The sequence below is a fragment of the Insolitispirillum peregrinum genome (assembly GCF_900156605.1).
GTDB classification, from domain to species: Bacteria; Pseudomonadota; Alphaproteobacteria; order Rhodospirillales; family Rhodospirillaceae; genus Insolitispirillum; species Insolitispirillum peregrinum.
On the sequence record NZ_FTOA01000001.1, the window covers coordinates 756,838 to 776,339 of the forward strand.

A 19,502-nucleotide genomic window follows, 5' to 3' on the forward strand; every position below is an offset into this window, starting at 1 on the left:
CGGCACAGAGGACGGGTTTTTTCCGGGGGATTTTCAAACAGTGCGGATCTGCTGCAGGAACTGGACCACCGACGTGTTGAGCGCGTCCGCTTTCTGGTTGAGGTCCCTGGCTGCGCCGGAAACCTCTTCGGACGACTCGTTGGTTTCCTGTGCGGCCTGCAACACCGCCTGCACATTGGAAGAAACTTCGGCTGTTCCGCGGGCGGCTTCGGTGATGTTGTGCGAGATTTCCTGCGTTGCACTGCCCTGCTGTTGAACGGCGAAGGAAATGCTCTGGGCGATTTCTCCGACCCGTTCGATGGTCGAGGCGATTTCGCGCGTTGCCGAAACCGCCGCCTGGGCTTCGGCCTGAACCGAGGTGATGTGGCGGGTGATTTCCTCGGTTGCGCGGGCGGTCTGGGTGGCCAGAGCCTTCACCTCGTTGGCGACGACCGCAAAACCCTTGCCTGCTTCGCCGGCGCGGGCAGCCTCGATGGTGGCGTTCAGGGCCAGCAGGTTGGTCTGGCTGGCGATGTCATTGATCAGCTGGACGACTTCGCCGATCTTGACGGCGGCATCAGACAGCCCGGTCATGGTGCTGTTGGTCTGGCGTGCCTGCTGTTCGGCACGGGTGGCGACGTCGGTGGATTCCTGGACCTGCTCGGCGATGGCGACAATCGAGCGGTTGAGTTCTTCGGTTGCGGCTGCCACCGAGTCCGCGTTGCGGCTGGCGGCCTGCGTCGCCTCGGCGGCGGCTTCGGCTTGTCGGGAGGTCTGGTTGGCGGAATTGTCCAGAGAGCGTGCCGTTCCCCCCAGTGCCGTCACCGAGCCGTTGACCGCTGTCAGCAAACCGGAAATGGTCTGCTCAAAATCAGAGGTCAGGGTTGCCATCCGGCGGGCGCGTTGAACCTGCTGTTCGGCTTCCTGTGCCTCGCGGGCCAGCATGGCCGCCCGCTCCACCGCATTGGCCTTGAAGATTTCAAGCGCCTGCACGATGTCGCCCACCTCGTCCTTGCTGCTGGCGTGCGGAACATCGGCCTGCAGGTCACCATCGGCCAGCCGCAGCATGGCGGTGGTTGCCGCTCGCAGCGGGCGCACCGAACGGATGTTCCACCAGGCAAAGCTGGCCCCGACCGCCACCGCAACGGCACACATGATGATCATCAGGGTGACAAAGGCACTGGCCACCTCGCGGGTTTCGTGGGACAGCGTCTGGTTCTTGCTTTCCTGCAGGTCAATGAAGGCATTGATCCGGGCCAGCCATTCGACAAAAATCGGGCGGACAGTGTGCAGGGTGTTGGTTGCCGTTGCCATGTCGCCGGATTTACGACTGTTGATCACGGTGGTGATCAGGGGGAGGGCTTTGGCTTCGGTTTCCTTGATCGCGGCGTACATCTGGCGTTCTTGCGGCGAAATGTCACTCATCTTGCCAAACAGATCGTCCATGGCGGTCGATGCCTGCTTGTAAAAGCCGCTCAGGCGCTCGATGTCTGCCAAAGTACGCTGCAGCTCGGTTTGGTCTTCCAGCAAGACAACGTCGCGGATGGCGATCGAGCGATCATGGACGCTGCCCCGAAAGTTGATGGCATGGCGTTGCTTGACGCTGTTGACGTCGATCATCGTGCCCAGATTGCCACTGATGATATTGACTTTCAGGGCAGCGATGATGGTCAGCAGGATCATCAGCAACAGGATTGCGCTAAAGCCGATCACCTGCCGACTGGCGATGCTGAGGGATCGTCCGTTTGACGGTGGTGTGGGGGACAGCTGGGAATGGGCCGACATTCTGGGGCTCCGTGCGCAAGGGATGGCGTGATCCGGCAGGGCGGTATCGGCCGGTTAATATGGACCATATTGCGGAATATACAAGGGTGGCATCGATCGTGGGTCTCTGTGTATGGAATGTGATAAAATTTTGTATACAATGATTGACCGCACGTACAAAAAAGCTATGATCAGACAAAACAGGTCGCCTGCAGGCCGTGTCCAGTCGGGCCGGATGCACACAAGGGGCGACAAGAAATGCCGATGGAGGATGTGATGGATTTTCAGCTGTCAGACGATCAGCGCCAGTTTCAGGACGTGGCCCGGGATTTTGCCAGGAACGAAATGGCCCCCCATGCCAAGGATTGGGATGAACATCACATTTTTCCCGAAGATACCTTGCGCAAGGCCGCCGGGCTGGGCTTTGCCGGTATTTATGTGCGCGAAGACGTTGGCGGCAGCGGGCTGGGGCGGCTGGATGCGGCGGTCATTTTTGAAGAACTGGCGAGCGCCTGCCCGTCAACCGCGGCCTACATCTCGATCCACAACATGGCATCGTGGATGATCGACCGCTTCGGGTCGGATGAACAGCGCCGGATGTGGTTGCCATCCCTGTGTACCATGGAGCATTTTGCCAGCTATTGCCTGACCGAGCCGGGTGCCGGTTCGGATGCTGCCAGCCTGAAGACCCGCGCCGAGCGGGACGGTGACCATTATGTGCTGAATGGCTCCAAGGCGTTCATTTCCGGGGGTGGGCGATCGGATGTCTATGTGGTGATGGTCCGAACCGGTGGCGATGGCCCGAAAGGCATCTCAACGCTGGTTGTCCCCAAAGGAACGCCCGGGCTGTCGTTTGGCAAGCAGGAAGAAAAGATGGGCTGGAACAGCCAGCCCACCGCCGCGGTGATTTTCGAGGACTGCCGCGTTCCGGTTGCCAATCGTCTGGGTGAAGAGGGCGATGGTTTCAAAATCGCCATGATGGGGCTGGACGGCGGACGCCTGAACATCGGGGCTTGCTCTTTGGGCGGCGCAAAGGCGGCCTTGGCAGCCGCACTGGACTATGCGCAGGTGCGCAAGCAGTTCGGCAAGGCTCTGGTGGAATTCCAGGCCCTGCAATTCAAGCTGGCAGATATGGAAACCGACCTGACAGCGGCCCGGTTGCTGCTGCACCGGGCGGCCACGGCACTGGATGCCAAAGAGCCCGATGCTACCAAGCTCTGTGCGATGGCCAAGCGCTATGCCACCGATGCCGGGTTCAGGATTTGCAATGACTCTCTCCAGCTGCATGGTGGTTACGGGTATATCCGGGAATATCCCATCGAACGCCTGCTGCGTGATCTGCGGGTTCACCAGATTCTGGAGGGAACCAACGAAATCATGCGCGTGATCATTGCGCGAAAGATGCTGTCCTGAGAGCATAGGAACATCTGATATGCGCAGAGGGAGCTCGCGATGAGCGTCGAGACTGAAACCGCTGGTGAAATTCTGTTCGCATCTGCCGATGGGCTGGCCACGGTCCTGCTGAACCGACCTAGGGCGCTGAACGCCTTGTCATTGAACAAGGTTCGTCAGTTGGACCCGATGCTGCGGCAATGGGCGGCGGATGACAGCGTCCATTGTGTGGTGGTCGAGGGGGCCGGGGACAAGGCGTTTTGCGCCGGGGGGGACATTCGCGCCCTGTGGGATGCCAACCGGACGGGCGATCTGGAAACCCTGCGGACCTTCTTTGCCGAGGAATACCGCCTGAACCGGCTGATTCGGACCTATCCCAAACCCTATGTCGCCCTGATGGACGGCATCACCATGGGCGGTGGGGTTGGTATTTCCATTCATGGCTCGCACCGGATTGCCACGGAACGGACGCTGTTTGCGATGCCGGAAACCGGTATCGGGATGATCCCGGATGTGGGGGGAACGTATTTCCTGCCCCGCCTGCCCGGGCATGTCGGGCTGTTTCTGGGACTGACCGGTGCACGGCTGAAGGCAGCGGATGCCTATGCGATCGGGATTGCCACCCACGTCATTCCCAGCGAACGGCGGGACGAGGTGGTTGCGGCGCTGCGTGAGGCCGAGCGTGAAGAATTGACGCCGGACCAGTTGCAGACGGCAGTGACCTGCATTCTTGAAATGTTCCATGAGGATCCGGGAACCGGGGCGCTGGAACGCCATCAGGATGACATCGAAAACCTGTTCAACCGGGCCAGTGTCGAAGAGATCATGGAAGCCTTGCTCAGCGATGGCCGCCCATGGGCGCAGGAGCAGGCAAAAACTCTGGCCAGCAAGTCCCCCTTTGCGCTGAAGGTGACCTTCCGGCAATTGCAACTGGGGGCACAGCTGGAATTTGATCGCTGCATGCAGGTCGAATGGCGTGTTTCCCAGCGTCTTGCCGCCGGTCCCGACTTTGCCGAAGGGGTGCGGGCGGTGATTGTGGACAAGGATAATGCACCGCGGTGGTCTGCGGCATCGCTGGCCGAGGTGGACAACGCGGTGGTTGATGCTCTGTTTGCCCCCTTGCCGGGGGGAGATCTGGAGCTGTCGTAAAGGCAGAGCGGGCACAAGCCTGCCTGTCTTCATCATAACAATGACGGGAGACGTTCTATGGCAAGTGTTGGGTTTATCGGTCTGGGCAACATGGGTGGCCCGATGGCAGCCAACCTGGTGAAGGCCGGTTTTGCGGTCAAGGCGTTCGATCTGGGCGAAGCTGCCTGCGCGCGTGCCCGCGAGCGTGGATGCACGATCGTTCCCAGTGTTGCCGAGGCGGCATCCGACGTTGATGTGGTGGTCAGCATGCTGCCTGCCGGAACCCATGTGCGGGCCGTTTATACCGGTCCCGAGGGTGTTCTGGCCCATGCCCGGCCGGGGACGTTGATGATTGATTGTTCGACCATCGATGTGGATTCTGCCCGCGTGGTGGCAAAGGCCTGTGACGATGCTGGCATGGCCATGATTGATGCCCCGGTTTCCGGTGGTGTTGGCGGGGCTGAGGCGGGAACCCTGACTTTTATGGTCGGAGGACCGGACGCATCCTTTGAGGCAGCTCAGCCTTATCTGCAGGCGATGGGAAAGACCATTGTCCATGCTGGTGGGGCAGGGAACGGGCAGGCGGCAAAAATCTGCAACAACATGCTGTTGGGGATCGGCATGATCGGGACTTGCGAGGCTTTTGCCCTTGCTGGCCGGTTGGGGCTTGATGCCCAGAAACTGTTCGATATCAGCTCCAAGGCATCGGGGCAGAACTGGTCGATGACCTCATACTGCCCTGTTCCGGGGCCGGTTCCGACGTCGCCGGCCAATCGGGCCTATCAGCCGGGTTTTGCTGCCGACATGATGCTGAAAGACCTGAAGCTGGCGCAGGATGCGGCGGCAAAGGTTGGGGCCGCGACGCCATTGGGCGGGGCTGCCGAGGCCCTGTACCAGTTGTTCAGTGCCCAGGGGCATGGAGGCATGGACTTTTCGGGGATCATCAAAATGCTGGACGGCAGCCTGGGCCGGGATGCCTGAGCTGTTCGGTACGATCAGCAGATGACGACAGGTGTTTGAAAAATGGCTTTGGAGCAGGGCTCTGCGTCCTGCGGGTTTACAGTCAAGGCTTTTAAAGCGTTCAGGTTACAGGAAAAGAGGCTTTACGCTCTGGACGGTTCGCGCCATGCTGGGGCCTCTTTTTTCTGCGGCGAGACAGGATCATGCCTGCAAATGTGCCAACCGGCGGTTCCGGTTTGGGTGAAGTTTTATTCGAAATCAAAGTGTTTGGAGCATCTGCGCGAGTGTCAGCGCTTCATGTCTCCAGTAACACCGAAGTGACAGTAATCTGTCCGGCAACCTTGCACAAGACATCGATGCAGCAAGCGGCCCTGCGGAAGCTTCGCTTCGTGCTGGAGAAAAAGCCGTAGTGGGCAGGGAGCGTTTTCACACTGAGTGAAAGCGTTCCCCGTTCCCACTTTTATTCTCATATATTCTCGATCTTTTGCGAACAAGCTACTCCCTTTATACAAATAACTATTCAGAAGATAAATTATGCGACTGAAGCACGAGGATTCTTAACGAGAGTAGACAAAGAAAGCGCCATACCAGATTACAAAGCCAACAAAACCCTCAAACGCCGCAATCTGTTTACAGGGCAGGGGCGTCTGGGGTCATGATTGCTCATAACCCCAGAGCCACAGGGTAGGGGGCTTATTCGGCGCCAAGAATTTCCAGCACCAACCGCATGGCCATCTCGGCAGTTTGCAGGCGGATGCTATCGCGATCACCATCAAACAGGCAGATCCGGTGCAGTGTGTTGCCACCTTCTGTCACCACTGCAATATGGACCGTTCCAACCGGCTTGCTCTCGCTGCCGCCTCCGGGCCCCGCGACGCCGGTAACGGCAACAGCCACACCCGCCGGGCTTTCTTCCAGCGCGCCACGGGCCATCGCAAAGGCAACGGCTTCGCTGACCGCCCCGTCCCGGCGGATCAAGGACGGAGGGATTTCCAGCATGGTTTCTTTGGCGCTGTTGCCATAGGTCACATAGCCCGCATGAAAAACGTCCGAGCTGCCCGGAATGGCGGTGATAATCGCTCCGATCAGGCCGCCAGTGCAGGATTCAGCCGTGACCAGCAGAATACCTCGCTCCCGGCAGGCTTTGAGAACGTTTTCAGCCAGATCCAGCACCGAGGAGGGAAAAAATGCCATGATGGGCCTCTTGTTATCGCCTTGGATAATCAGGGAAGGGGGAGAGTTGTCAGAGACAGTATAATAATAATGGGTATAGCGGCAAGTGCACCAGCCAGCAGATCATCGAGCATGATCCCCAGGCCGCCATGAATGGAGCGGTCAAACCAGCAAATGGGCCAGGGCTTCAGGATGTCAAAAATGCGAAAGGCAACGAAGGAAAGGATATACGCTGGCTGGCCGACACTCAGCAGGCACAGGGCAATGGTCATCCAGACCCCGGCAACCTCATCAATCACAATAAGTCCAGGGTCTTGGGTATTGGTTTTCCTGACATAGAGAGCGCTGCCCCACCACCCGATGACAAAAACGGTGAGGGCGGCAGAAAGCAGCACATATCCAGCATGAGCATCACCGGAAAGTGTTATGATTCCCCACGCAAATGGTAAAGCTGCAAGCGTTCCGAACGTTCCCGGTGCCTTGGGCGACAGGCCCGAACCAAGCCAGGTCACCAACATGAGTAATGCGAATGAAACGGTCTTCCGGCCTCTTTCAACTACAGGGGGAGCCGGTGGCGCGGGCGGGTGGGTGTGCATGGGAATGCTCTTGAATTTTGAGACTGTATGACGCTTTTACTTGATATACCGTGCGAGGGAAAGGTACCTTGGCTGATAATATGCTCATGAAAACCGCCCGCCTTTCAGACGGGGTGCGCCCCTGTGACAAAGGATAAGCATGTCAGACTTCGATCCGCGCAAATACCACCTGTCACCCAGCCAAAAGGCCCTTGAACGCCTTTTTCCTGAGCGTCAGGTCATGGTGCGGAGCGACGAGCGGACTCGCAGCCTGCGTTTTTCAACTGCAGCGCAGGTTTCTGCTACAGCAATTCTAGCCTTGGTTGCGGGTTGGGTTGGTTTCAGCACCTATATGTATCTGAATAACGAAGCCATCATTGCGACAAAGCAGGAAGAGGTGGCCCGGGCGCAGACCGCGTATAAGGGGTTGCTGGCTCAGGTCACGGTTTACCGTGACAAGATTTCAGAAGTTACTGAAAATCTTGAAGAAAACCATGCCAGATCCCTTTCTCTGGCCGATCAGGCTACGGTGCCGTCTGTTGCCTTGAATGATGATGTCGGGAAGGATCGACCGGGGCAGCACATGCGGAATGTCCGGGAGGGCCTTGCCGAGCCTGCCCGGCAGGGAGCGCAGGATATCGCTTCGGCGGCGACCGATCTTGACCGGGAACGGGCCACGCAGGAGCGAGCCGGGTTGCGCCAGCAGCTTCGGCGGCTTGAGCAGGAAATGACCACGCTGGCAACGGCGGCGGAAACCTTCGATCCGAACCAGAGCGGCGTTGATGATCTGGAAGTCCGCCGTGTCGTATTACAGCGGGATCTGGCAACCAGCGAGAGCCAATCGCTGAAGGAGCAGATCAAGACGCTGGAAAACCGAATTGCTGAGTTGCAAAACACTCAATTGCAATTGGTCAAGAATTTCTCGACTGTCGCCCGCAACCGGTCGCAGGATCTGGAAGAGGCTTTGAAGGGCACGGGTCTGAGCATTGATGCTCTGGTGAAAGACCGCTCTTCATCCCTTAACCAGGGCGGGCCGTTCATCCCGGTGGCTGCCGTTGATCCAGCGGACCCGTCGGCAAAAACCCTGGTCAGTCTGAACGAGCAGTATTCCCGCTGGAACAGCATGCAAGGGCTGGCGGAAATTCTGCCAATCGGGCAACCTTTAAGGGATTATCGAGTTACCAGTACGTTTGGGGTGCGGGTTGACCCGGTGAATGGTGATCGCGCCATTCACGAAGGGCTTGATCTATCCGCACCGTATCAAACCCCGGTGGCGGCGACAGGGGAAGGACGTGTCTCTTTTGCCGGGTGGCGTGGCCGGTATGGCAGGGTCGTTGAAATTGACCACGGAAACGGGTTGAAGACCCGCTATGGTCATCTTTACAAAACTTTGGTGCGCAAGGGAGATCTGGTGGACCGGAACACCAGGATCGGCTTGTTGGGAAATTCTGGACGGAGCACGGGGCCGCACGTCCACTACGAAGTCATCGTGAATGGTCAGCCGTGTGACCCTTCCATTTTTATCAAGGCGGGCATTAATGTTCTCTAAGGCTAGCAAGTCATCCAGCCGCGATACGCGTTCCGAAAATTCAGGGCGCTCTGTTCCGTCCATCATTAGTGCAGACCTGACCATCACTGGCGACCTTTCCAGCACCGGCGAGATTCAAATCGACGGTACAGTGCGCGGCGATATTCGTTGCAGCGCACTGATTATTGGCTCGAACGGGTCCGTTTCCGGTGAAGTCGATGCCGAGAGCGTCCGCCTGCACGGCAAACTGGAAGGTCAGGTGCGGGCCAAGACAGTCTTTCTTGCGTCGACGGCTCATATGGTCGGTGACATCACCCATGAAAGTCTGGCCATCGAGCCCGGTGCCTTCATGGAAGGCCACTGCCGCCGCATGACCGACAACGCCAAAAAGGCTTCGGCCATTGAGAGCGGAAAGAGTCCGGCTCTGGGGTTCGAAGCTGCCCGGTCGGTGATCACCGCGATTGATGCCAAGGACAAAAAAGCCGAAGCCGCTGCGGGTTAAGTTTATTTAGAGCAGTGTGCAGTGTTCTGGATGCGCCTGACGGACAGGTTCCGTCAGGCGCATTTGTGTGCCTTATCCGCCCCGCTTAAGGTCTTGTTCAAGCGTGTAGCGGATTTCGCTTTTGCTCAGTCGGGCGCGATAAACGGCAACGGATTCCAGCACGCGCTGGACATAGTTCCGCGTCTCGGTAAAGGGGATCATTTCAACCCAGTCGATGGGATCGATTTCACCCTGCCGGGGATCGCCAAATTCCTGCACCCAGTTTTTAGGCCGACCGGGGCCGGCATTATACCCGGCAACGGCCATGATGTATGACCCCTGAAACCCGTTGATCAGGCCTTCCAGATAACTGCTGCCCAGTTGCACATTGTGACTGGGGTCGCTGGTCAACTGATAGGTCGCATGCGGGATACCCTGCTTTTTGGCCACATGCTGGGCGGTGGCTGGCAGCAACTGCATCAACCCCTGAGCCCCTGCACCCGAGATGGCACGGCTGTTGAAATTGCTTTCCTGCCGGATGACCGACAGAACCAGAGCTTTTTCCGGGGTGTTGTCGGTAATCTGCAACGATGCCGGCAGCGGGTATGCCACATCCAGAACATGCGTTCCCTTTTGTGCCGCCCGGCGGGACATGGCGACGGCCAGATCAGGGCGCAACTCGGTGCCGAGCATGACGGCAAGGGCACGTTGTCCCTCGGTCGGGGCGTCTTCGGTCAGGCGGAACAGGAAGGAACGGGCCTGATCCTCCTGACTGATCTGCCCTAGAGCGCGGACGACCGCGGTCAGGTCGCTGTTGTTAAAGGCGCGTCGGTCTTCGTCGGTGATCTGCGGGGCACGGGGCAATCCCGGACGCTGGCTTGGGTCGAGGCGGGCGGCAGCCAGCTGACCATAATAGCTGGTGGCCTGTTCTGCTGCCTTGGTATACCACCGCTGGGCTTCGGCCTTTTGTCCCCCGGCTTCGGCGGCGCGACCGGTCCAGTAGGCGGCACGGCCAACGCTGATTGGCGAGGTGACAACGGCATCCGCGCGTTTAAAGTGCTTGAGGGCGGTGTCCGTATCTTTCAGGAACCGCAGGGCAATCCAGCCCGCCAGCCATTCAGCTTCGGCATAACTGGTCCCCGAGGTCATTTTGTGACCAGCGGCCAGCCGATATGCCTGAGAGACAAAGCCCCGCCGGAGGTAGCTGCGGGCCAGCAGGGATCGTTCCTGCCACCAGTGTTGAGGATGTACACTATCGGCTTCACGGGCCTTGAAAAGCTCGATGGCCTCGTCTTCCTGCCCCTGCTTGCGGCGGAAGGTGATCCGGTCGAGCAGCAGGCCGGGGTCATTGCGCAGGGCAGCCGGCACCTTGTTGAGCAGCGCATTGGCCGTCTTGTCGCGGCGCTGCAAGGCCATCCGGGCCTGGATCAGGGCGCGGTGGTCGGGGTCAAGCAGCTTGAGCATCCGCTCGGCTGAAACGTCATGGTCGTTCCACAGCAGGGCACTGGCGCGCCGTTGATGATGGGCAAGAGTGAGGTAGGACGAGAAGCGGGCCAGAAATTCTTGTTCATCCCTGGCGGAAAATGCCTCGTTAACCCATGCATCCCGCACAACTTCGATCGCCTGTTCGGTTTTGCCGGTGGCCATCAGCGTTGTGGCGAGAATCATTTTCCCTTTGGCGCTGAACGGCGGGTTGCTGGCAAACCAGCGCAACAGCGTTTGCGGAGACTCATCGCCACTCATGGCGTCTTCGGCGCGGCGGAGCAGGGCCGTCTGTGCTGGCCAGCCGGGGTGAGTGGTCACAAAGGCTGAAATGGTCTCGAAGCTATAGCCGCTATCAGGTTGTTGCATGTACCGCCACAGCAGGACGTCACGCAAAACAGGATTGCGGGCCTGATCCGCCAGTGAAATGGCGCTCGGCCATTGCCCGCGGGTGGCAAGGTCAAAGGCCTGCTGATAAAGGCTTTGATCGCCGTCGCTCAGGGGGGCCGCCTGCGCCGCCGCAATGGCCGGACTGTCGCCAACAGGCAGCAGGAAGGGGGAGGAAAATCCCAGCAGAGCGGCAACCAGCAACGCCGGGGAGGCAATCTTGAGGGAATGATGCCGGAACCGGCGGGCGGGTGAATGCTGGGTCTGCAGGACAGCGGATAACTTGAGCACGGCACTTCCCCTCTGGTGCGCCACCTGAAAGCGATGACTGCTCAATTTAGGGGTTAGCGCGTTCTTCAACAACCCTTCCTTCACAAAAGCTGATGTGACATCTTGCCGAACGGGCAAGAGATCGCTATGGTCGTCGCCTTATTTCTGCACACTTTAGGCTCAACGGAGCACAGCATGTTCAAGGGGTCCATCACCGCCCTCATTACGCCTTTCACTGCCGATGGCGCCGTGGATGAAAAGGCGTTCCAGGACTTCGTCCAGTGGCAGATCGACCAGGGCACCGACGGCCTGGTTCCGGTCGGCACCACCGGCGAATCTCCCACCCTGACCCACGACGAGCACAAACGTGTCGTCGAGCTGTGCATCGAAGTGGCTAAAGGTAAAGTGCCGGTGATCGCGGGCTCTGGCTCGAATTCGACGCATGAAACCATCGATCTGACCCGTTCGGCGGAAAAGGCCGGTGCCGATGCGGCGTTGCTGGTCATGCCGTACTACAACAAGCCGTCGCAGGAAGGCATGTACCAGCATTTCAAGGCTGTGCATGACGCCACCGACATCCCGCTGGTGATCTACAACATCCCCGGCCGCAGCGTTGTCGATATGTCGGTCGAGACCATGGCCCGTCTGGCCGAGCTGCCGCGCATCGTTGGTGTGAAGGATGCCACCGCTGATCTTGCCCGTCCGCTGAAGACCCGTCTGGCAATCAAGTCTGATTTCTGCCAGCTGTCGGGTGAAGATGCCACCATCACCGCCTTCCTGGCTCAGGGTGGCGTGGGGTGCATTTCGGTGACCTCGAACGTGGCTCCGGCCCTGTGCGCCCAGCTGCATGATGCCTGGCAGGCTGGCGACTATGCCACCGTCTGGGAACTGCGTGATCGCCTGATGCCGCTGCATGATGCGATGTTCTGCGAAACCAGCCCGGCTCCGGTCAAGTATGCCGCGTCGCTGCTGGGCAAGTGCCAGAATGTCCTGCGCCTGCCGATGATTCCGGTCAGCCCGGCCGCACAGGAAAAAGTCAAGGCCGCAATGGTCTCTGCCGGTGTGCTGGACGCCTGATCCTTCATGGCGAAAGATAAAGGCGGAAGTGGTCTGATCTCTGTCGGGCGGGTGGCTGAAAACCGCCGCGCCCGCCATGACTATTTCATTCAGGACACAATAGAAGTTGGTATTGTGCTGTTCGGGACGGAGGTCAAAAGCCTCCGCCTCGGGCGCGCAAACATTCAGGATGCCTATGCCGGTCGCAAAGGAGACCTGACCGAGCTGTGGCTGTATAACGTCTATATTCCCGAATACAGCCCGGCCAAACACTTCACGCACGAAACCCGCCGTCCGCGCAAGCTGCTGCTGCACAAGCGCGAGATCGTCCGGTTGCTGAATGCGGTCAACCGTGACGGGATGACCATTGTTCCGCTGTCGATCTATTTCAATGATCAGGGCCGCGCCAAGCTCAGCCTCGGACTGGCCAAAGGCAAGAACGCGGTCGACAAGCGCGAGACGATCAAGGAACGCGACTGGAACCGGCAGAAGCAGCGGGTTTTGCGGGATCGCGGTTAAGAAGGACAGAATAATTTTGCGATTGGGGGGCTTCGGCTCCCCTTTCTGCATTTTAAGACAGCTTTTCGTTCATTCCTCTGGTTTCCCTGCTCATTCCGCCTTATATCGGAGCAACGTGCTGCGGTAATGGGATGCAAAAATGAGCGACGAGTTTCTGCCTCCGACCAGTAAGTTAACAGCGACAAAGGAAATTTGGGCTGATCAGCGCCGGGGCGAAAGCGGGGAAAAATCCGAGCGAAAGCGGCGGCTTCCTCCGGGGCAGCACCAGACGCAGGGACTGCCGGTACTGGATCTGGGCATGCAGCCGGTTGTATCGCAACAGGACTGGCAGTTTACCGTGGGTGGCCTGATCGGTGCGCCTGTCACCTGGGACTGGGCGACGTTCATGGCGCAGCCCCAAACAACGGTCACCGTTGATATTCACTGCGTCACCACCTGGAGCAGCTATGACAACGAGTTTTCCGGGGTATCCTTCCGCCACTTGCTTGATCTGATTCAGCCTGCTCCGAACGCCCGTTTTGTGATGGCGCGGAGCTTTGACGGCTATTCAACCAATGTACCGCTGGAATGGCTGGCCGATCATGATGTACTGCTGTGCCATAGCTGGAACGGCGCACCGTTATCGCGCGAGCATGGCGGGCCGGTACGCTTATTGGTGCCGAAGCTGTATTTCTGGAAAAGCGCCAAGTGGTTGCGTCATCTGACCTTCATGGAGAAAGACCAGCCGGGTTTTTGGGAGGCACGTGGATATCACATGCGCGGCGAGCCATTTCTGGAGGAACGGTATGGTTAGAGCAAATCCCGAGCAGATGGACTCATCTGCGACGACGTATTTTCTTTCAAGCCGAAGCATTAAAGTAAATGTTGTGATCGAAGGAGAGCGATATGCACTCTAATCGTCGCACTGTCATGTTGGGAGGGGCAGGGGCCATGCTGTTTGGATTGTTCGGGCGGCGCAAGGAGAGCCAGGCGATGACCGCAGAAAATGCCTACAGCTTTTCGTTTCCGGCCATCGATGGCGGAGATTTGCCCCTGTCATCGTTCCGGGGGAAAGCGGTTCTGGTGGTGAACACCGCCAGTCAGTGCGGCTTCACCAAGCAATATGAAGGCTTGCAGGCCCTGTGGGATGCCTATCGTGAGCGCGGGCTGGTCGTTCTGGGTATTCCCTCCAACGACTTCGGCGGACAGGAGCCGGGGACAGAGCAGCAAATTCAGGATTTTTGCACCACGACCTTTCGGGTCAACTTTCCGATGACCGCCAAGCAGGTTGTCTCTGGTGAGGCGGCCCACCCATTCTATCGCTGGGCGCGGGAGACACTGGGAGTCATTGCCGCCCCGAAATGGAATTTCCACAAGTACCTGATTGCCCCGGATGGCTCGTTGGTCGACTGGTTTTCGTCCGTCACCGATCCGATGAGCGACAAGGTGCGCGCTGCTGTTGATGCGGCCTTGAAAAAAAGCTGATCACAGCAGCAAGGGGGAGATGTTTCTCAGCACCTGATGGAACATCTCTTCGGTCAGCCGACCGGTGTTCACATTGTAGCGCGAGCAGTGATAGCTGTCGGCCAGAACAATGCCACAGCCCAGGTGATGCTGGGCACCGTGAGAAAAGGGGAAGCTGACTTTCCGTTCTTTCATGGTCGAAAGAACAGCGTTATGCGCAATCAACCCCAAAGCCAGAATGACCCGCAGGTTGGGCATGGCCTGCAGCTCGTCGATCAGGAACGGGCGGCAGGTGTTCTGCTCGGCAGGGGTTGGTTTGTTTTCCGGCGGAACGCAGCGTACCGCATTGGTGATGCGGGTGTTTTTCAGCATAAAGCCATCGTCGGGGCGACGCTGGTAATCGCCACCCGCCAAGCCAAAGACCTTCAGCGACGGATACAGCAGGTCGCCGGCATAGTCGCCAGTAAACGGACGTCCGGTGCAATTGGCTCCGCGCAGACCGGGGGCCAGGCCAACCACCAGCAGACTGGCATCCAGCGATCCAAACGACGGGACGGGGGCATTATGCCAGTCCGGCCATTGGCGCTGGTTGTCATTACGGAATTCGACCAGACGTGAACAGAGCTGGCAGGTGGCTTCAGGAGGGGTAAAGGTCATGGCAGGATGGCTCTGCTGAAAGGGCTATCGTCCCGGGGGGTATCAAGACAGTCGCGAAGAACGGGTACCGGTTTTCGCGCACTGTTCCAGAAAAGGCAAAGACCACCGCGCACATCGGCGCGATGGTCTTGATCTCGGTGGGTGAAGGACAGGCGTTGGAGCTGTCTTTACGTCCACAGATCCAAAGTCGTCCTTACAGATCTTCACCGTGCTGAGCCGGAGCATGCGGAGCTGGCGAAGACGGTGCGTATTGCTCGCGGTCAACCTGACGACGGATAACCGGGGCCAGTTCCAGCAGTTCCTGGAAGTGGTCGGCCTGACGGCGCAGTTCATCGGCAACCATCGGCGGCTGAGACTTGATGGTCGAAACGACGGTCACGCGCACGCCCTTGCGCTGCACGGCTTCGACCAGTCGACGGAAATCGCCATCGCCGGAAAACAGCACGATGTGGTCCACATGATCGGCCATTTCCATCACGTCGATGGCCAGCTCGATGTCCATGTTGCCCTTGACCTTGCGGCGGCCCATGGAATCGGTGAATTCCTTGGTCGGCTTGGTCACCATCGTATAGCCGTTATAATCGAGCCAATCGACCAGCGGGCGGATGGGGGAGTATTCCTGATCTTCGACCAGCGCGGTGTAATAGAACGCGCGGATCAGATGACCCTTGGAGGCGAACAGGTCGAGCAGACGCTTGTAATCGATATCGAAGCCTAAAGCCCGAGCTGCAGCGTACAGATTTGACCCGTCAATGAAGAGGGCAATGCGCTCTTGCGGATAGAAAATCATTGTCTATGCCTTTCGACTTATTGTCTATATTTTCAAGGTTTATCGGGGCCGTCTGTCTTTTCGGCAAACGTGCCAGCGATTATTTGAGTCAGCGATATGATTCATAAGCTGATGGATGAGTGGTAGAAGGCCGAACGGGACTTTACCGTCTTCGTCTTTCTAAGTAAGCCTAACCGGGTGCGATGACAAGCCCATGTTCAGGTAAATTTTTTGTAAAACCATCGGGACAACGGAGAAAAAATATAATGATACTCGTTGCGGTTGGGGCCAATCTTGACAGCATGTACGGGTCTCCCCTGAACGCTTGTCAGCAGGCAGTTCGTCTTCTTGCTGATGAAAAAATGGAAGTCCTAAGCCTGTCTCGCTGGTATGAAACGGCCCCGGTACCAATGTCTGATCAGCCATGGTACGTCAACGGGGTGGCGCTTGTTCAGTCATCCTTGTCTGCGGAAGAATGCCTGAGTGGGTTGCATCGAATTGAAGATCGCATGGGGCGCGTGCGAACGGTGGTCAATGCCCCCCGGGTCATTGACCTCGATCTGCTGGCCCATGGCGGTGACGTGCGGGAGAATGCCTCCCTCTCTCTCCCCCATCCTCGCCTGCAGGAGCGGGCCTTTGTCCTGTACCCGTTGCGCGACGTTGCCCCGGACTGGGTTCATCCCCGCCTGGGTCTGTCCGTTGACCAAATGATGGTCAGCCTGCCGCCGGATCAACAGATCCGCCCCTTGCTGCATGACTGATATTCCTTGACCTTGTGCATTGCGGTGTTGCCTTTGTTCAGGTGAGCCGCTATACACATCGGTTCCCAAAGCTTCGTCAGAATGGTGCGCCAAGCCCGAAACGGGGTGTGCACGCGGGCGTTCTGGCGGCTCGTCCTTATTGCCTGTGCGGGAGTACCCCATGGCTCGTGTTACCGTTGAAGATTGCGTTCAAAGGGTTCCGAACCGTTTTGATCTGGTTCTGCTGGCTGCGCAGCGGGCGCGGGATATCTCTGCCGGGTCGGCCCTGACCGTTGATCGTGACAACGACAAGAACCCGGTTGTTGCCCTGCGTGAAATCGCGGAATTCATGGTCTCGACCGACGAACTCGACAATGCTCTGGTGCAAAGCCTGCAGAAGCATGTCGAAGTCGATGAACCGGAAGATGACGAGTTCGATACACTGGCCAGCGAAATTGCTGTCGAGATGAGCGAAGCCATGATGGGCGGCGAGTCGGGTGACGACCTGCTGGCCGGTGAAGATGGCATGAGCGAAGATCTTGGCGACGCTGCCGTCGGTGATGACGATCTGTAAGGCTCGGTACCGCGATTGCATCTCGTGATACAGCTATAGCATCAGGGGAGTAACCAACCCACATTAGGGTGAGTTACTCCCCTGTTTTGTTTTGATGGTGGGGGTTCAGGCATCATGATGCGTCAATTTGAACTGGTGGAGCGGGTTCGGTCTTACGATCCCGGCGCCGATGAAGATGCGTTGAACCGGGCTTATGTCTATGCCGTGCAAAAGCATGGATCGCAGACCCGTGCCTCGGGTGACCCCTATTTCTCTCATCCAGTCGAGGTCGCGGGGATTCTGACCCGCTACAAACTGGACACCGCCACCATCATCACTGCCTTGCTGCACGACACCATCGAAGACACCGATGCCACCGCCGAAGAAATTCAGCGCCTGTTCGGGGATGATGTTGCCCGGCTGGTCGATGGTGTCACCAAGCTGACCCGCATCCAGTTGCAGTCTGACCAGACCAAGCAGGCAGAAAATTTCCGCAAGCTGCTGCTGGCGATGAGCGAGGACATCCGGGTTCTGCTGGTCAAGCTGGCCGACCGCGTGCACAACATGCGGACGCTGCACTATATTAAAAAGCCCGAGAAGCGCCGTCGTATCGCACTGGAAACGATGGAAATTTACGCCCCGCTGGCCGAGCGGATCGGAATGGCGGAGTTCAAGACCGAGCTTGAGGAAAACTCGTTTGCCGAGCTGCATCCCGATGCCCGCGACAGTATCGTCAATCGCCTGAAATTCCTGGAAGAGCAAGGCGGCGATCTGGTCCAGCGGATTATGGGCGAGCTGAACCAGACCTTGGCGCACAGCGGCATTCAGGCCAGCCTGGCCGGACGCGAAAAAAGCCCCTATTCGATTTGGCGCAAGATGCAGCGCAAGGATGTCGCCTTTGAACAATTGTCCGATATCATGGCCTTTCGGGTGACGGTTGACAGCCTCGAAAACTGCTATCGTGCTCTTGGTGTTCTGCATGCCGCTTACCCGATGGTGCCGGGCCGCTTCAAGGATTACATCTCGACCCCCAAACCGAACGGCTATCGGTCACTGCATACCGGAGTGATCGGCCCGGAGCGTCATCGCATCGAAATCCAGATCCGCACCGCTGAAATGCATGAAGTGGCCGAAATGGGGGTGGCAGCCCACTGGAGCTACAAGCAGGATGCCGCGGCCGCTCGAGCCCTGACCGAAGGGCGGCAATACCGCTGGCTACGGGAACTGCTGGAAATTCTGGAGCATGCCTCCAACCCGGAAGAATTCCTTGAACATACCAAACTGGAAATGTTCCAGGATCAGGTGTTCTGCTTTACTCCGAAAGGCGACCTGATTGCCTTGCCGCGTGGTGCAACGCCGGTGGATTTTGCCTATAACGTCCATTCCGAGGTGGGGGATCGCTGCGTCGGCTCCAAGGTAAACGGGCGGATGGTGCCGCTGCGGTCGCAGTTGAATAATGGTGATCAGGTCGAGATCATCACCAATCCCAAGCAGACACCCAGCCCGGAATGGGAACGCTTTGTGGTGACCGGCAAAGCGCGGGCCCGGATCCGTCGCTTCGTCCGTGGTCAGCAGCGCGGCCAGAATGTCGAGCTGGGCAAAAAGATCCTGCAACAAGCCTTCCGCTCCGAAGGCTATGACATGACCGAAAAAGGTCTGGCGGGGGTTACCAATCGCTTCCGGGCGGAAGATGTCGAAGACATCTACTGGATGGTCGGGGAGGGGCAGCTTTCTGGTCACGAAGTGGTGATGGCCGTCTACCCGGGCCTGAAAATGGCCCAGAAGGTCGGGTCAATGGTGTCGCTGGTCAAAGGGCTGGCCGGGGCGAAAAAGAAAGACACCGAAGGTACGCACCACAGCATGCCGATCCGTGGGCTGATCCCGGGGATGGCTTTGCATTATGCCCGCTGTTGCCACCCTCTGCCGGGAGACCGGATTGTTGGTATTGTGACCACTGGCAAGGGGGTGACGATTCACACCATCGACTGCGATCAGCTGGAGCAATTTTCCGAGCAGCCAGAGCGCTGGCTTGATCTGGCGTGGGATACGGAAAACGACAGTCAGCATCATGTGGGGCGCATCAACATGGTGGTCGCAAATGAACCGGGGTCGCTTGGCTCGCTGTCAACGGTCATTGCCAAGAACATGGGTAATATCACCAACCTGAAGATCACCAATCGCAGCGCTGATTTCTTTGACATGATCATTGATGTTGACGTGCGGGATGTTCGCCACCTGGTAAACATTATTGCTGCATTGAGGGCAACCCCGGCAGTGAATTCGGTGGAGCGTGCTCGCCGCTAGGGCGTTGTGCGTTCAATCTGATGCCCACGGTACACGATAGAAAGGAAACAAGGACGTGGAGCGCTGCTCCACACCTCGCCGGGGCCTTCAGGCCCCGGACCCCATGAGTTTGAGGGGGAAACAGAAGTGAGGCTGCGAGCCTCGCGGTTCCACATCCTGTTTGGACAAAAAAAGAGGGCCGCAACAAAGTGCGGCCCCTGAAGTTTAGGGAGGAAACGTCCAAGAAAGACAACATAGCCTCGCAGGGCGAGGGACACGCTATGTTGCGATGCACAAGATCGCAGGTGTAATCGTTCTTGTAAAGGCTTTTTTTCGTCAGCACGGTAATAAGTCGTAAAAGTT

The 19,502-nt window shown here is 58.2% G+C and carries 19 protein-coding genes; 13 read left to right on the plus strand and 6 right to left on the minus strand.

What is annotated here, in order from left to right:
* Positions 1-33 precede the first annotated feature (33 nt).
* Positions 34-1,764, minus strand: a complete 1,731-nt coding sequence (locus tag BW995_RS03140) for a methyl-accepting chemotaxis protein (RefSeq protein WP_076398702.1) — start codon at positions 1,762-1,764, stop codon at positions 34-36.
* 255 nt (positions 1,765-2,019) lie between these two features.
* Here BW995_RS03140 and BW995_RS03145 point away from each other — a divergent pair, with 255 nt between their 5' ends.
* The 4 genes from BW995_RS03145 to BW995_RS21315 all read left to right on the plus strand — a co-directional run bounded on the left by BW995_RS03145 (position 2,020) and on the right by BW995_RS21315 (position 5,633).
* Positions 2,020-3,156: an isobutyryl-CoA dehydrogenase gene (locus tag BW995_RS03145; protein WP_076398916.1), complete on the plus strand. Its 1,137-nt coding sequence runs from the start codon at positions 2,020-2,022 to the stop codon at positions 3,154-3,156.
* A gap of 39 nt (positions 3,157-3,195) precedes the next feature.
* Positions 3,196-4,284 (plus strand): enoyl-CoA hydratase/isomerase family protein, encoded by a 1,089-nt coding sequence (locus BW995_RS03150; RefSeq protein ID WP_076398703.1) that lies wholly within the window; start codon positions 3,196-3,198, stop codon positions 4,282-4,284.
* Positions 4,285-4,341: 57 nt separating this feature from the next.
* Positions 4,342-5,244, plus strand: coding sequence for a 3-hydroxyisobutyrate dehydrogenase (mmsB, locus tag BW995_RS03155; RefSeq protein WP_076398704.1), 903 nt, complete (start codon positions 4,342-4,344; stop codon positions 5,242-5,244).
* 182 nt (positions 5,245-5,426) lie between these two features.
* Positions 5,427-5,633: a DUF6898 family protein gene (locus tag BW995_RS21315; protein ID WP_076398705.1), complete on the plus strand. Its 207-nt coding sequence runs from the start codon at positions 5,427-5,429 to the stop codon at positions 5,631-5,633.
* A gap of 283 nt (positions 5,634-5,916) precedes the next feature.
* On the opposite strand, the gene BW995_RS03165 is transcribed toward BW995_RS21315, so the two are convergent.
* Positions 5,917-6,417: a CinA family protein gene (locus BW995_RS03165; protein WP_076398706.1), complete on the minus strand. Its 501-nt coding sequence runs from the start codon at positions 6,415-6,417 to the stop codon at positions 5,917-5,919.
* A 29-nt stretch (positions 6,418-6,446) separates the two neighbouring features.
* Positions 6,447-6,992, minus strand: coding sequence for a phosphatidylglycerophosphatase A family protein (locus tag BW995_RS03170; protein ID WP_139332730.1), 546 nt, complete (start codon positions 6,990-6,992; stop codon positions 6,447-6,449).
* 139 nt (positions 6,993-7,131) lie between these two features.
* Here BW995_RS03170 and BW995_RS21060 point away from each other — a divergent pair, with 139 nt between their 5' ends.
* The gene (locus BW995_RS21060; RefSeq protein WP_076398708.1) at positions 7,132-8,520 is read left to right on the plus strand and encodes a peptidoglycan DD-metalloendopeptidase family protein; all 1,389 of its coding nucleotides are present in this window, start codon (positions 7,132-7,134) and stop codon (positions 8,518-8,520) included.
* Positions 8,510-9,001 (plus strand): bactofilin family protein, encoded by a 492-nt coding sequence (locus BW995_RS03180; RefSeq protein WP_084194526.1) that lies wholly within the window; start codon positions 8,510-8,512, stop codon positions 8,999-9,001. The genes BW995_RS21060 and BW995_RS03180 overlap by 11 nt, the downstream gene beginning before the upstream one ends.
* Positions 9,002-9,073: 72 nt before the next feature.
* Here the strand turns inward: BW995_RS03180 and BW995_RS03185 are convergent, their stop codons facing one another.
* Positions 9,074-11,140: a lytic transglycosylase domain-containing protein gene (locus tag BW995_RS03185; protein ID WP_084194527.1), complete on the minus strand. Its 2,067-nt coding sequence runs from the start codon at positions 11,138-11,140 to the stop codon at positions 9,074-9,076.
* 174 nt (positions 11,141-11,314) lie between these two features.
* On the opposite strand from BW995_RS03185, the gene dapA reads away from it, so the two are divergent.
* The 4 genes from dapA to BW995_RS03205 all read left to right on the plus strand — a co-directional run bounded on the left by dapA (position 11,315) and on the right by BW995_RS03205 (position 14,158).
* Positions 11,315-12,196: a 4-hydroxy-tetrahydrodipicolinate synthase gene (gene dapA, locus BW995_RS03190; protein ID WP_076398709.1), complete on the plus strand. Its 882-nt coding sequence runs from the start codon at positions 11,315-11,317 to the stop codon at positions 12,194-12,196.
* 6 nt (positions 12,197-12,202) lie between these two features.
* Positions 12,203-12,694, plus strand: coding sequence for an SsrA-binding protein SmpB (gene smpB, locus BW995_RS03195; protein WP_076398710.1), 492 nt, complete (start codon positions 12,203-12,205; stop codon positions 12,692-12,694).
* A gap of 139 nt (positions 12,695-12,833) precedes the next feature.
* Positions 12,834-13,487 (plus strand): sulfite oxidase-like oxidoreductase, encoded by a 654-nt coding sequence (locus BW995_RS03200; RefSeq protein WP_076398711.1) that lies wholly within the window; start codon positions 12,834-12,836, stop codon positions 13,485-13,487.
* A 179-nt stretch (positions 13,488-13,666) separates the two neighbouring features.
* Positions 13,667-14,158 carry a glutathione peroxidase gene (locus tag BW995_RS03205; protein ID WP_175616963.1) on the plus strand — a complete coding sequence of 164 codons (492 nt, stop codon included), beginning with the start codon at positions 13,667-13,669 and terminating at the stop codon, positions 14,156-14,158.
* On the opposite strand, the gene BW995_RS03210 is transcribed toward BW995_RS03205, so the two are convergent.
* Together BW995_RS03210 and BW995_RS03215 are read right to left on the minus strand one after the other, a co-directional pair.
* Positions 14,159-14,794, minus strand: a complete 636-nt coding sequence (locus BW995_RS03210) for a uracil-DNA glycosylase (RefSeq protein WP_076398713.1) — start codon at positions 14,792-14,794, stop codon at positions 14,159-14,161.
* 193 nt (positions 14,795-14,987) lie between these two features.
* Complete coding sequence (locus BW995_RS03215; protein ID WP_076398714.1) at positions 14,988-15,584, minus strand: LabA-like NYN domain-containing protein; 597 nt, start codon at positions 15,582-15,584, stop codon at positions 14,988-14,990.
* Positions 15,585-15,829: 245 nt separating this feature from the next.
* Here BW995_RS03215 and folK point away from each other — a divergent pair, with 245 nt between their 5' ends.
* The 3 genes from folK (at position 15,830) to BW995_RS03230 (ending at position 19,160) form a co-directional block, all read left to right on the plus strand.
* Entirely contained in the window at positions 15,830-16,324 is a 495-nt protein-coding gene (gene folK / locus BW995_RS03220; RefSeq protein ID WP_076398715.1) for a 2-amino-4-hydroxy-6-hydroxymethyldihydropteridine diphosphokinase, read from the plus strand.
* A 160-nt stretch (positions 16,325-16,484) separates the two neighbouring features.
* A complete protein-coding gene (gene rpoZ, locus BW995_RS03225) occupies positions 16,485-16,877 on the plus strand; it encodes a DNA-directed RNA polymerase subunit omega (RefSeq protein WP_076398716.1) in 393 nt (130 codons plus the stop codon).
* A gap of 114 nt (positions 16,878-16,991) precedes the next feature.
* Positions 16,992-19,160: a RelA/SpoT family protein gene (locus BW995_RS03230; protein WP_076398717.1), complete on the plus strand. Its 2,169-nt coding sequence runs from the start codon at positions 16,992-16,994 to the stop codon at positions 19,158-19,160.
* Positions 19,161-19,502 lie beyond the last annotated feature (342 nt).